This window comes from Nocardia sp. NPDC051787 (genome assembly GCF_040681325.1).
Lineage (GTDB): Bacteria > Actinomycetota > Actinomycetes > Mycobacteriales > Mycobacteriaceae > Nocardia.
The window spans coordinates 51,824-64,834 of record NZ_JBFAYO010000011.1 but is presented as its reverse complement, the minus strand read 5'-3'; the positions used below and the strand labels follow the sequence as shown (position 1 = coordinate 64,834).

Below are 13,011 nucleotides of genomic sequence, written 5' to 3'. Positions count from 1 at the left end.
ACACACTCGACGTGATGATGCCTGCGGACTACACCTTGACCAGGTCGTCGGCGTGGATGACTGGGCGTTGCATGGTGTCCGGGAGTTCGTCGGTGGAGCGGCCGAGCATGCCGGCCAGTTCGGTGCTGTCGTATTCGACGACGCCGCGGGCGACGATGCGGTTGTCGGGGGCCACCAGGTCGACCACGTCGCCGCCGTAGAAGCGGCCGCGGACACCGACGATGCCCGCGGCGAGCAGGGATCGGCGCCGGTACGCCACCGCTTGGACCGCGCCGTCGTCGATGAGCAGCGCGCCGCGGCTGTCGGCCGCGTGCCGGACCCAGAACTTGCGCGCGGACAACCGGACCGGTCGGGCGGCGAACGCGGTGCCGACGGTGCCGGTGGTGAGTGCGGTCGCGGCCGAGGTGGCGGCGGCCAGCAGGACGGGCACGCCCGCGTCGGCGGCCAGCCGAGCCGCGGACAGCTTGGACGCCATGCCGCCGGTGCCGAGCGCGCCGCCGCTGCCCGCGATCACGCCGTCCAGGTCGGCGCTGCTGCGGACCTCGGGGATGAAGGTGGCCGCGCCCTTGCGGGGATCGCCGTCGTACAGGCCCTCCACGTCGGACAGCAGCACGAGCGCGTCCGCGCCGACCAGATGCGCGACCAGCGCGGCGAGCCGGTCGTTGTCACCGAAGCGGATCTCTTCCGTGGCGACGGTGTCGTTTTCGTTCACCACCGCGACCGCGCCGAGCGAACGCAGGCGATCCAGGGTGCGCTGCGCGTTGCGATGGTGTTCGCGGCGGGCGAAGTCGTCGGCGCTCAACAGCACCTGGCCGACCGTGCGGCCGTAGCGGGCGAACGACGTGCCCCACGCGTGGGCGAGTGCCAGCTGTCCGACGCTCGCGGCTGCCTGCTTGGTGGCCAGGTCACGCGGACGACTGGTCAAGCCGAGCGGCGCGATACCCGCGCCGATCGCGCCGGAGGACACCACGACCACATCGGACCCCGCGCGCATCCGGGCCTCCACCGCGTCCGCGAGCCGATCCAGCCGCGCGGTGTCCAGGCCGCCTTTCAGGCTGGTCAGCGCGGAGGAACCGATCTTCACCACCACCCGCCGCGCCGACGCGATCGCCAGCCGAGCCTCGCTCAGGCTCGGCGAATCCGTCTCGGCGGTCACCGAAGTCACCTGCATCGCCACCGAACTCCCTGCGCCACAATCGAATCCACAGTAGCCGGAGCGGGTGCCGTGATCCGCGCCCGCTCGCGAACGATCGAGCCCGCCACGCGGGACACGCACCGCGACCGCACCACGACTCGACCGTCGTCCACGTCCTACTCCTCGTCTTCTTGCACCAACCCGCGCCGCACCCGGGACGCGTGCTTGCGCTCGGCCGCGCTCACTCGGTCGGTCTGCTCCAGCCGGATATCGGTGCCCCGGCCGGTGGGCACGATGTCGATGCCCGCCGAGATCTGCGGCTCCCACTCGAAGGTCACGTCGCCGATGGTCACCGGCGCTCCCGGCTCGGCGCCCAACCGCACCAGCTCGTCCTCGACGCCGAGGCGGGCGAGGCGGTCGGCCAGATAGCCCACGGCCTCGTCGTTGTCGAATTGGGTTTGGTGCACCCAGCGCTCCGGCCGGGTGCCGCGCACGATGAAGCCGCCCGGCTCCTCCGGGTCCGCGATCACGCTGAACCCGGTCTGGTCCACCGCGATCGGACGGATGACCGGGCGCTTGGGCGCCGCCTTCGGATGCTCGTCGCGGTACTTGCGCACCAGGTCGGCCAAGGCGAACGTCAAGGGGCGCAGGCCCGCCCGGCTCACCGCGGAAATCTCGAACACCGGCCACCCTCGCTCGGTGAACTCCGGGGTGACCATTTCCGCGAGCTCGGCGGCGTCGGGCACATCGATCTTGTTCAGGATCACTACGCGCGGCCGGTCGGCCAGATCGCCGAGCCCGGCGTCGGCGCTCAGCGCAGGTCGGTAGGCGGCCAGTTCGGCCTCGAGCGCGTCCACGTCGGAGACCGGGTCGCGCCCCGGCTCCAGCGTGGCGCAGTCCACCACGTGTGCGAGCACCGCGCACCGCTCCAGATGCCGCAAGAAGTCCAGGCCCAGGCCACGGCCATCGCTGGCGCCGGGGATCAGGCCGGGCACGTCCGCGACGGTGAAAGTGGTATCGCCGCTGGCGACCACACCGAGGTTGGGCACCAGCGTGGTGAAGGGGTAGTCGGCGATCTTCGGCTTGGCCGCCGACAGCACCGAGACCAGCGACGACTTGCCCGCGGACGGGAAACCGACCAGCCCGACGTCGGCGACCGACTTCAGCTCCAGCACCAGATCGAGCTCTTCGCCGTCCTCACCGAGCAGCGCGAAACCGGGCGCTTTGCGCGCCTTCGAGGCCAGTGCGGCGTTGCCGAGCCCGCCGCGTCCGCCGCGGGCGACGATGAAGCGGTTGCCTGCACCGACCAGGTCGACGAGCACCTTGCCGTCGTCGTCGAGCACCATCGTGCCGTCGGGCACCTTCAGCACCAGGTCGGCGCCCTGCTTGCCGTCCCGGTTGCCACCCTCGCCCGGCTTGCCGTTGCCCGCCTTGGCGTGCGGGTGGAAGTGGAAGTCGAGCAGGGTGTGCACGTTGGAGTCGACCTCGAGGATCACGTCTCCGCCGTTGCCGCCGTTGCCGCCGTCGGGTCCGCCGAGCGGCTTGAACTTCTCCCGGTGCACCGAGGCGCAACCGTGGCCGCCCTTGCCCGCACGCACATGCAGTACGACACGGTCGATGAACTTGGACATACGCCGAATCATCCTCCTTCTGGACTGGTCGTACTCAGGGCTGTCGTGGCGGGAACACGAAAAACGGGCCAGGGTTTCGAGACCCTGACCCGCTCGTTGTTGTCCGGAAGTGGTTCGGCGGTCAGGCCTGAACCGGCTCCGGGACCACGATGTTGATGGTCTTGCGTCCACGCTTGGTGCCGAACTCGACCGCGCCCGCCGCGAGGGCGAACAGGGTGTCGTCACCGCCACGGCCGACGTTCACGCCGGGGTGGAAGTGGGTGCCGCGCTGACGCACCAGGATCTCGCCCGCCTTGACCGTCTGGCCGCCGAAGCGCTTGACGCCGAGTCGCTGGGCGTTGGAATCGCGTCCGTTCCGGGAGCTGGACGCACCCTTCTTGTGTGCCATAGCTGATTCTCCTCGGGATGTCTTACTTGATGCCGGTGACCTTCAGGACCGTCAGCGGCTGACGGTGACCCTGGCGCTTGTGGTAGCCGGTCTTGTTCTTGAACTTGTGGATGCGGATCTTCGGGCCCTTGGTCTGCTCGACCACCTCGGCGGCCACGGAGACCTTGGCCAGCTTCGCGGCATCGGTGGTCAGCTCGGCGCCATCGACGACCAGGACCGGATCCAGCGCCACGGCGGTGCCAGGAGCACCCTCGATCTTCTCGACCTTCACCAGGTCACCGACCGCGACCTTGTACTGCTTTCCGCCGGTCTTGACGATCGCGTACGTTGCCATCGGTCGGCTGCCCTTCTTCCTATAGTGCTCGGCACTTGCTCACGCGGCGCTCCCCGGGTCTGATTCCACCGGAAACCGCCATACGACTGGTCTGGTAATCGCCACCGCCTCGGTGCCTGGTGGCTCTCGGTGTCGAACTGGCGAGAACCGGGCCACGAAGACAAATGTTGTCACCGGGCAGCGACTGTCCAAGATTACAGGACGGCCACCGCCACGACCAAACCGGCGTCCGTGCGCACACCGCCCCTACACCACCGATTCGCCGCAGACACGCACGTGGCCCCCGCCGGTCACACCGACGAGGGCCACGGGACCATGAGCGAGCGCGGCGAGCGAGCAATGGACACAGCCGAGCACTCGCTCGTGCCGGAGCCGAGCGCCAGCGAGGCGCAGGCATCAGCGACGACTCAGTTCGACGCCTCCGGGGCGCCCGCCGGTCGCCCGACCGCCCGCCTGCGCGGCCGGCTGCGCTGCGGCAGTTCGACCGGCTCGGGCTGGGAGTAATCGGTGGCGGGCGAGGGTGCCTGCTCACCAGTGGGCAGCACGAACACCGCGCCCGAGCTGTCCGCGGCAGGTGCGGCGGCGGAACGAGCAACCCTCCGGCGCCGAGGCTGGCGGCCCTTGGCCGGTTCGGCCACACCGTTGGTGGTCGCCGCAGCAGCGGCCTCGACCGCCGATACGGGGTGCGCGGCCGGGGCGGGCTCAGCAGCCCGAGCAGGCTCGGCGACCCGAGTGGGCTCCGCAGTACGAGCTGACACGCCGGCGTGAGCGGACTGTTCGGGCTCAGGAGCATGAGCGGGCTCCGCGACCTGCGCAACCTCGGCAGCCGGGACGGGCTCCGCGACTTGCGCGGGCTCGTCAACCCGAGCTGGTTCCACGGCCCCTGCGGGCTCGGCGACCGACTCGGACGCCCCGGTCTCGACCTGCTCGACGACCTCGACGACTTCGGCGGGCTCGGTCTCGGGCTCCTCGGCGGGCACTGCCACGGCGGCGTGGACCGTCTCCGCGATCAGCGACTCGGCGGCGGCAGCGTCTTCGACGGCCGCGGCGGATTCCTCGACAACCGCGGGCTCGACAGCCTCGGCCTCGGCGTCGGCGACCGACGCCACCGCACCGGCCGTGTCTCCACCCTGCTTCGACTCCTGGTCGGCATCGTCGGAATGGTGCGCGGCCATCGCCAGCGCAACCGGATGCGCCCGCTTGACGGCGGCGTCCTCCTCGGGCTGTTCGGTGGCGGGACCGGCGCCGTTGGCCGGCTGGGCCTGCGCTGCCGCGCCCTTGTCCCGTCCGCGGCGCCTGCGCGAACCGCCTTCCCGGGTCCGCCCGGCGGCTTCGTCGCCCGAACCGGGCTCTACCGGGTAGGTGTGCACCAGGATGCCGCGGCCGTGGCAGTGCTCGCAGGTGGTGGAGAACGCCTCGACCAGGCCGGTGCCCAGTTTCTTGCGGGTCATCTGGACCAGGCCGAGCGAGGTGACCTCGGAGACCTGGTGCCTGGTGCGGTCCCGGCCCAGCGCCTCGGTGAGGCGGCGCAGCACCAGGTCGCGGTTGGACTCGAGCACCATGTCGATGAAGTCGACGACGATCATGCCGCCGATATCGCGCAGCCGCATCTGGCGCACGATTTCCTCGGCCGCCTCCAGGTTGTTCCTGGTGACCGTCTCCTCCAGGTTGCTGCCGCCGGAACCGGTGAACTTGCCGGTGTTCACATCGATCACCGTCATGGCCTCGGTGCGGTCGATCACCAGGGTGCCGCCGGAGGGCAGCCACACCTTGCGATCCAGCGCTTTGGCCAGCTGCTCGTCGATCCGGTAGGCCTCGAACACGTCGACGCCGTTGTTCTCGTGCCGGGCGACCCGGGCGAGCAGATCCGGCGCGACGGTGCCGATGTACTTCTCCACCGTGCTCCAGGCCCGGTCGCCCTCGATGACCAGCCTGGAGAAGTCCTCGTTGAACAGGTCGCGGATGACCTTGACCAGGAGGTCGGGCTCCTCGTACAGCGTCTTGGGCGCGTTGTTGTCCTTGCCGGTCTGCTGCTGGATCGTGCGCCAGGTGGCCTGCAGCCGTTCCACGTCGCGGGCCAGCTCGGTCTCGCTGACGCCCTCCGAGGCGGTGCGGATGATCACACCGGCGTCGGCGGGCACGATCTCGCGCAGGATCTCCTTCAGGCGCTTGCGCTCGGTGTCGGGCAGCTTGCGGCTGATTCCGGTGGAGGTGCCGCCCGGCACGTACACCAGGAAGCGGCCGGCCAGGCTGATCTGGGTGGTCAGGCGGGCGCCCTTGTGACCGACCGGGTCCTTGCTCACCTGGACGAGCACCTGGTCGCCCGGCTTGAGCGCCTGCTCGATCTTGCGCTCCTTGCCGCCGAGCCCGGCGGCCTCCCAGTTCACCTCACCGGCGTAGAGCACACCGTTGCGGCCACGCCCGATGTCGACGAACGCCGCCTCCATGCTGGGCAGCACGTTCTGCACCTTGCCCAGGTAGACGTTGCCCACCATGGACGCGGAACCGGTGCTGGTGACGAAGTGCTCGACCAGGACGTTGTCTTCGAGCACCGCGACCTGCGTCGCGGCCGGATGGTCCGGGAAGGACTTCTCGCGCACCACCATGACCCGGTCCACCGCCTCGCGCCGGGCCAGGAACTCCGACTCGGTCAGGATCGGCGGACGGCGGCGCCCCGCTTCCCGGCCGTCCCGGCGGCGCTGCCGCTTGGCTTCCAGCCGGGTGGAACCGGTGATGCCCTGGACCTCGTCCACCGTGACGCGGGCACGGGTCTTGTTGCGCGGCTCGCGCTCGTGCACCACCGTGTTCGGCGGATCGTCTTCGGCCGGCTCGTTCTCGCCGGATTCCCCGGCCACCTTGCGACGACGGCGACGACGGCGGCGACGGCTCGAACCCTCGGGTACGTCCTCCTCGTCCTCGGACTCGGCGGGGCCGGTCTCGGCGGACTCCGCCGCTTCCGCGGGCTCGGTGGTCTCGACGGCCGACTCGTCCTCGGTGTCGTCGGACTCGGTCGTCTCCTCGCCCTCGTTGTCGGCTTCGGACTGCTGCTCGCCGCGCCCGCGACCACGGCCGCGGCGGCCGCGCCGCCTGCGCCGGGGCTGGCCCTCGGTGTCGCCCTGCTGGTCGGACGACTCGTGCTCGTCCTCGGCGACCTCGGTCTCGTCTTCGGCGGGTTCGGGTGCGGTCTCCTCGCCGCGCCGGGCCTCACGTTCCGCGCGGCGCTTCCTGCGGGCCTCCTCCGCGGCGCCCGCGTCCGGCGGCAGGAACAGCGGCGCCTGCACGACCGCGGCCGATTCGAACACCACCGGGGCGACCGGCTCCGGCTCCTGCCGCACCAAGTGGGTGAACAACTGCGTCGGCTGGTGCGCCATGTCGCCGGTCGGCGCGGGCTGCCCTGAACTCACCACCTCAGGCGCGGAGAAGAGGACGCCCGCGGCGGCGAAAGGTGCCGCGGCCTGGGATTGCGGAGCGGGCTCCGGTGGTTCAGCGGCCTCCTGCGCGGTCTCGGCCGGCTGCGCGGCGCCGGTGTCCGCCGGGGCGGGGGACGCCTCCGGCTCGGGCGTGGCGTCCGTCTCAACCGGCACCAAGGCGTCGCGGACGGACTCCGCGACAGCTCGGTCGACGTTCGATTGCGCGCTGCGCGCGTCCGCCCCCATCTCGGTGAGCTTGGCCAGGATGCGCTTGCTCGTTACCCCCAGCAGCTTGGCGAGTGCGTGAACTCGGATTCGCTCCGGCAATTGTTCGGCATCCTGTGATGTTGTTTCCAGCGGCTCTTGATCGGCCACGAAGTCTCCTCGGGCCCCCGGGCGCGTCCCTCCCGGCGGGAGTGACGCGGCCGACGCGGGGACGCTGTTCGTTCGACTCGCACCCGGTGGGCGCGAGGTCAAGTGGTCTCGCCCCGCGTGCCCGGTTATCTCCTCGGTCGTTCGTCGTTCGGGCTAACTGGTCACGCGGCGCCTGGCAGTATGGCTGAACTCCACGGATCGAGCGCTCATCCAGCGTGCCGACGCGAACAGCGAGCCCCGACTACCAGGCCGTTTGTCCGTGGCAGCGATGATCGGCATCGAACCGCGGTGTCATCCGGCTGCGCTCGTCACGTCTCGTTCGCGCACCTGCACGAACAGTCGGCATCGAATGCAGCCGATGCCAGTATCCCACATCGCGCGCCGGGCGTTCGCCATCGGCGCTCGGCACCGTCGGGCCCGCGACGCGTTCGCCCTGCGCTACCACGGCGCGGGCCCGACGGTCGAGACCCGATCAGGCGGGCAGTTCCGGGAACCAGAGGGCGATCTCACGCTTGGCCGATTCGGGTGAATCGGACCCGTGCACCAGGTTCTCCTGCGTCTCGAGAGCGAAGTCTCCGCGAATGCTGCCGGGCGCGGCCTTCTCGACCGGATCGGTACCGCCCGCGATCTGCCGGAACGCGGCGATGGCCCGTGGGCCCTCCAGGATGGCCGCGACCACCGGCCCGGAGGTGATGAACTCGATCAGGGAACCGAAGAACGGCTTCTCGGCGTGCTCGGCGTAGTGGCCCTTGGCCAGTTCCTCGGACACCTGCTTCAGCTCGAGGGCGACGATCTTCAGCCCCTTGCGCTCGATACGTACCAGCACCTCGCCGACAAGGCCACGGGCCACACCGTCCGGCTTGATGAGTACCAACGTCTGCTCAGTCACGGCGCACAGCCTAACCGGCAACCTTCCGGACGCCGCAGCAGCGGTCGGGCTGGCTCGCTCCAGGCGTCCCGCCGTGGACCTGGACACCGCGTCGGGGCTCCTTTTGCCGATCGTCGTCCACGTTCTCGTCACGAGGCGGCCCGCTGCGAGGGGCCGAGGCGATCGCCGCGATGACGGCTAATCGCGCTGGATGCGCTGACTCGGCAGTAAGCCCTTCTCCATGCGCCCCCGCACGTCGGCGCGCAGCACCAGGATGAAGCCCCAGACCACGGCGAACACCACGCCGATAATGCCGATGGACAGGTGTATCAACGCGCCCAGCAGGACGAAGACTTGCAGCGCGAGGTTGAACGGCAGGGCCCAGGACCGCCGCTGCAACCCGGCACCGAGGAACATCACCACCGCGAGCGCCACGAGGTAGGTGCCGGACAGCCAGGTCACCCCGCCCCCGACGTCGGCGACCACCGGCAGCGCGAGCAGTACGACGATCGCCTCGAGCACCAGGGTGCCCGCCATCACGCCGCGGAAGCCCTTCCACGGATCGGTCGCGGGCGGCGGCACCGGCCGCTCGCCCTGGTCGGCGGGTTCACTCATGCTGCATCCCTTCCGGCATGATCGGGGCCTTGCGTGGTCACGCTCCGCTGCCGCCTGCGCTCACTCATGCCGGGTCCTTTCCGAACAGCGCGCGGGTCGCGCCCGCTGTCACCACCGAGCCGGTAACGACGACGCCCGCGCCGGACACCATCTCGCCCTGTTCGCCGACGTCCTCGGCCATGGCGATCGCGGTCTCCAGCGCGTCCGGCAGCGTGCTCGCGGTGACCACCCGCTCGTCGCCGAACCGCTGTACCGCGAGATCCGCGAGAGTCTCCACGTCCAGCGCGCGCGGCGAGCCGTTGGTGGTGACGACGATCTCGTCGAACACCGGCTCGAGCGCGGCGAGGATGCCGTCGGCGTCCTTGTCGCCGAGCACCGCGATCACGCCGACCAGCTTGCGGAAGTCGAACTCGTCGGTGAGCGTCGCGGCCAGCGCCCGAGCGCCCGCCGGGTTGTGCGCGGCGTCGATGAAGATGGTCGGCGCACTACGGACGCGCTCGAGCCGGCCCGGGCTGGTCACGCTCGCGAAACCGGCGCGCACGGCGTCGATGTCGAGCTGACGCTGCGCGCCGGCGCCGAAGAACGCCTCCACCGCCGCGAGCGCGAGCACCGCGTTGCGTGCCTGGTGCTCGCCGTGCAGCGGCAGGAAGATCTCGTCGTACACCCCGCCGAGGCCCTGCAACTCGAGCTGCTGCCCGCCGACCGCGATCTGGCGGGCGAGTACGCGGAACTCGGCGCCTTCGCGCGCGACCGCGGCATCCACCTCGACGGCGCGGCGCAGCAGCGCCTCCATCGCCTCCGGCTCCTGCTCCGCGATCACCGCGACGTTGTCGCGCGGCACCAGGCTGTCCGGGGCGCGTTTGATGATCCCGGCCTTCTCCTTGGCGATCGAGGCCAGATCCGGGCCGAGATATTCGGTGTGGTCCAGGCCGATCGGCGTGATCACCGCGACCTGCCCGTCGATCACGTTGGTGGCGTCCCAGGCGCCGCCCATGCCGGTCTCCACGACCGCGACATCCACCGGCGCCTCGGCGAAGGCGGCGAACGCCATGCCGGTGAGCACCTCGAACTTGCTCATCGCCGGCCCGCCCGCGGCCGCCGACTGCTTGTCGATCATCTCGACGAACGGCAGCAGTTCCCGGTAGAGCTCCACATACTCGGCCGGCGAGATCGGCGCGTTGTCGATGCTTATCCGCTCGGTCGCCAGCTGCAGGTGCGGGCTGGTGATCCGGCCGGTGCGCCGGTGCAGCGCGGTGAGCAGCGCGTCGATCATCCTGGTCACCGAGGTCTTGCCGTTGGTGCCAGCGACGTGGATCGCCGGATAGCTCTGCTGCGGCGAGCCGAGCAGGTCCATCAGCGTGGCGATCCTGGTGAGCGACGGCTCGATCTTGGTCTCCGGCCAGCGCTGGTCGAGTTCCGCTTCGACCAGCGCCATCTCGGCCAGTTCCACCGGAGACGGCCCGGAGCCGAGCCGCGCGCCGCCACGGCGCTCGTCGTCGCCGTACTGCGGTTCCGGCTCGTGGTTCACTTGCCGCTCAACTCCGCCAGGCGGGACTCGATACGCGCCACTTCGGCGGACGCGATCTGCTGCCGGTTCTTGATCTTGTCGACGACGTGCTCGGGCGCCTTGGCCAGGAACGCCTCGTTGCCGAGCTTGGCGGCGGTGCCCTGCAGTTCCTTCTGCGTGGCGGCGAGGTCCTTTTCCAGGCGGCGGCGTTCGGCGTCCAGGTCGATCGCGCCGGAGGTGTCCACCTCGACGGTCACCGTCGCCGTGCTCAGCCGCACCTCCACCGAGGCGGTGGCGGCGAAATCCACACCGGGCTCGGTGAGCCTGGCCAGGTTCGCCACCGATGGGGCGAGCTCACCGAGCCCCGCGGCGTCCACGCCGATGAGCTTGGCCGCCACCTTCTGCTTGTCGGCCAGGCCCTGGTCGCTGCGGAACCGCCGGATCTCCGTGATCAACCGCTGGGTATCCGAAATACGTTGCGCCGCAGCCTGATCCGCGGGCACACCGGAAGCCTGCGGCCACGACGCGAGCACCACCGACTCGCCACCGGTCACCGCCTGCCACAGCGCCTCGGTGACGAACGGGATGACCGGATGCAGCAGGCGCAGCACCGCGTCCAGCACCGCGCCGAGCACCAGCTGGGTCGCCTCGGCGCGTGCGCCCTCGGCGGCGAACTGCACCTTGGCCAATTCCAGGTACCAGTCGCACAGTTCGTCCCAGGCGAAGTGGTAGAGCGCCGCACAGGCCTTGCCGAACTCGTAGGCGTCGAACGCCGAATCCACTTCCGCGCGCACCGCGTCCAGCCGGTCCAGGATCCACCGGTCGGCATCGGTGAGCTGTGCGCGGTCGGGCAGGTCGCCGACTTGCGCGCCGTTCATCAGCGCGAACTTGGCGGCGTTGAACAGCTTGGTCACGAAGCTGCGCGAGGCGAGCACGTGCGGCTCGCCGACCGAGAGGTCGCCGCCGGGCTGCGCGCCGCGCGCCAGGGTGAAGCGGGTGGCGTCGGCACCGAAAGCGTTGATCCAGTCCAGCGGGTCGATGCCGTTGCCGCGCGACTTGGACATCTTCTTGCCGAACTGGTCGCGGATCAGCCCGTGCAGGAACACGTCCTTGAACGGCACCTGGCGCTCGCCGCCCTTGCCCGTGGTCAGTACGGCGTCCTCGGCGACGTAGGTGCCGAACATCATCATCCGCGCCACCCAGAAGAACAGGATGTCGTAGCCGGTGACCAGAACGCTGGTGGGATAGAACTTCTCGAGTTCAGCGGTGGCGTGCGGCCAGCCCATGGTGGAGAACGGCCACAGTCCGGAGGAGAACCAGGTGTCGAGGACGTCCGGGTCCTGCACCCAGCCCTCGGGCGCCGGTTCGCCGGGGCCGACGCACACCACTTCGCCCTCGGGGCCGTACCAGATCGGGATGCGGTGGCCCCACCACAGCTGACGCGAGATACACCAGTCGTGCATGTCGTCGACCCAGCCGAACCAGCGCGGCTCCTGGCTCTTCGGATGGATCACGGTGTCGCCGCTGCGGACCGCGTCACCCGCGGCCTTGGCCAGCGAATCCACCTTGACCCACCACTGCATGGACAGGCGCGGCTCGATCGGCTCGCCGGTGCGCTCGGAGTGACCGACGCTGTGCAGATACGGCCGCTTCTCCGCGACGACCCGGCCTTCCTCGGCGAGCCGCTCGCGCACCTTGACGCGCGCCTCGAAACGATCCATGCCGTCGAATTCGGTGCCGGTGCCGGTGATCCGGCCGCGCTCATCCATGATGGTCGGCATCGGCAAGCCGTGCCGCAGACCCATCTCGAAGTCGTTGGGGTCGTGCGCGGGTGTGATCTTCACCGCACCCGAACCGAATTCGGGATCGACGTAGTCGTCGGCGATGATCGGGATCTGCCGCCCGGTGATCGGATGTTCCAGGGTGGTGCCGATCAGGTCCCGGTAGCGGGGGTCCTCGGGGTGCACGGCCACGGCGGTGTCGCCGAGCATGGTCTCCACCCGGGTGGTGGCCACGACCACGTGCGGCCCGTCGTCGCTGAGCGAGCCGTAGCGGAGCGAGACCAGCTCACCTTGCACGTCCTCGTATTTGACCTCGATGTCCGAGATCGCGGTACGCAGTTCCGGCGACCAGTTCACCAGCCGCTCGGCACGGTAGATCAGGCCCGCGTCGTAGAGCCGCTTGAACATGGTCTGCACGGCACGGGACAGGCCCTCGTCCATGGTGAAGCGGTCCCGGCTCCAGTCGACGCCGTCACCGAGCGCGCGCATCTGCCATTGGATGGCGCCGCCGGACTCGCGCTTCCAGTCCCACACCTTCTGGACGAACAGTTCGCGGCCGAAGTCTTCCTTCGTCTTGCCGTCCACCGCGAGCTGCTTTTCCACCACGGTCTGGGTGGCGATGCCCGCATGGTCCATGCCCGGCAACCACAGCACCTCGTAACCCTGCATCCGCTTGCGGCGCGACAGCGTGTCCATCAGGGTGTGGTCGAGTGCGTGGCCCATGTGCAGCGTGCCGGTGACGTTCGGCGGCGGCAGCACGATCGAGTACGGGGGCTTACCGCTGGCGGGGTCGGCAGTGAAATAGCCAGCCGCTACCCAGCGCTCGTACATCTCGGCCTCTACGTCGCTGGGGGTCCAGCTCTTGGGGAGGGCATCGGCACGATTACGCGTGTTGTCAGGGGCTGCGCTGGTCACCCCGCGATTCTAGAGCGCGTCGATCCGCCCGCTTCGGGTCGGTCGACCTGCC

The 13,011-nt window shown here is 70.1% G+C and carries 9 protein-coding genes; all 9 read right to left on the bottom strand.

Annotated elements, in window-relative coordinates:
• Window positions 1-28: 28 nt before the first annotated feature.
• The 9 genes from proB to AB0M45_RS14010 all read right to left on the bottom strand — a co-directional run bounded on the left by proB (window position 29) and on the right by AB0M45_RS14010 (window position 12,959).
• Window positions 29-1,171, bottom strand: coding sequence for a glutamate 5-kinase (proB, locus tag AB0M45_RS14050; RefSeq protein WP_364327562.1), 1,143 nt, complete (start codon window positions 1,169-1,171; stop codon window positions 29-31).
• A gap of 140 nt (window positions 1,172-1,311) precedes the next feature.
• Window positions 1,312-2,766, bottom strand: a complete 1,455-nt coding sequence (gene obgE / locus AB0M45_RS14045; RefSeq protein ID WP_364327559.1) for a GTPase ObgE — start codon at window positions 2,764-2,766, stop codon at window positions 1,312-1,314.
• Between the two features lie 121 nt (window positions 2,767-2,887).
• Complete coding sequence (gene rpmA, locus AB0M45_RS14040; protein ID WP_364327556.1) at window positions 2,888-3,154, bottom strand: 50S ribosomal protein L27; 267 nt, start codon at window positions 3,152-3,154, stop codon at window positions 2,888-2,890.
• Window positions 3,155-3,176: 22 nt separating this feature from the next.
• Complete coding sequence (rplU, locus tag AB0M45_RS14035) at window positions 3,177-3,488, bottom strand: 50S ribosomal protein L21 (protein WP_040775804.1); 312 nt, start codon at window positions 3,486-3,488, stop codon at window positions 3,177-3,179.
• Window positions 3,489-3,895: 407 nt separating this feature from the next.
• Window positions 3,896-7,273, bottom strand: coding sequence for a translation initiation factor IF-2 N-terminal domain-containing protein (locus tag AB0M45_RS14030; RefSeq protein WP_364327552.1), 3,378 nt, complete (start codon window positions 7,271-7,273; stop codon window positions 3,896-3,898).
• A 472-nt stretch (window positions 7,274-7,745) separates the two neighbouring features.
• Window positions 7,746-8,162, bottom strand: coding sequence for a nucleoside-diphosphate kinase (gene ndk / locus AB0M45_RS14025; protein WP_364327549.1), 417 nt, complete (start codon window positions 8,160-8,162; stop codon window positions 7,746-7,748).
• A gap of 177 nt (window positions 8,163-8,339) precedes the next feature.
• The gene (locus AB0M45_RS14020; protein ID WP_364327546.1) at window positions 8,340-8,756 is read right to left on the bottom strand and encodes a DUF4233 domain-containing protein; all 417 of its coding nucleotides are present in this window, start codon (window positions 8,754-8,756) and stop codon (window positions 8,340-8,342) included.
• Between the two features lie 64 nt (window positions 8,757-8,820).
• Window positions 8,821-10,191, bottom strand: coding sequence for a folylpolyglutamate synthase/dihydrofolate synthase family protein (locus tag AB0M45_RS14015; RefSeq protein WP_364327970.1), 1,371 nt, complete (start codon window positions 10,189-10,191; stop codon window positions 8,821-8,823).
• 89 nt (window positions 10,192-10,280) lie between these two features.
• Window positions 10,281-12,959: a valine--tRNA ligase gene (locus AB0M45_RS14010; RefSeq protein ID WP_364327543.1), complete on the bottom strand. Its 2,679-nt coding sequence runs from the start codon at window positions 12,957-12,959 to the stop codon at window positions 10,281-10,283.
• Window positions 12,960-13,011 lie beyond the last annotated feature (52 nt).

Excerpts from the sequence above, each read along its gene's own strand:
- proB (WP_364327562.1), bottom strand. The coding sequence starts at position 1,171 with ATGCAGGTGACTTCGGTGACCGCCGAGACGGATTCGCCGAGCCTGAGC.
- obgE (WP_364327559.1), bottom strand. The coding sequence starts at position 2,766 with ATGTCCAAGTTCATCGACCGTGTCGTACTGCATGTGCGTGCGGGCAAG.
- rpmA (WP_364327556.1), bottom strand. The coding sequence starts at position 3,154 with ATGGCACACAAGAAGGGTGCGTCCAGCTCCCGGAACGGACGCGATTCC.
- rplU (WP_040775804.1), bottom strand. The coding sequence starts at position 3,488 with ATGGCAACGTACGCGATCGTCAAGACCGGCGGAAAGCAGTACAAGGTC.
- AB0M45_RS14020 (WP_364327546.1), bottom strand. The coding sequence starts at position 8,756 with ATGAGTGAACCCGCCGACCAGGGCGAGCGGCCGGTGCCGCCGCCCGCG.
- AB0M45_RS14015 (WP_364327970.1), bottom strand. The coding sequence starts at position 10,191 with ATGGCGCTGGTCGAAGCGGAACTCGACCAGCGCTGGCCGGAGACCAAG.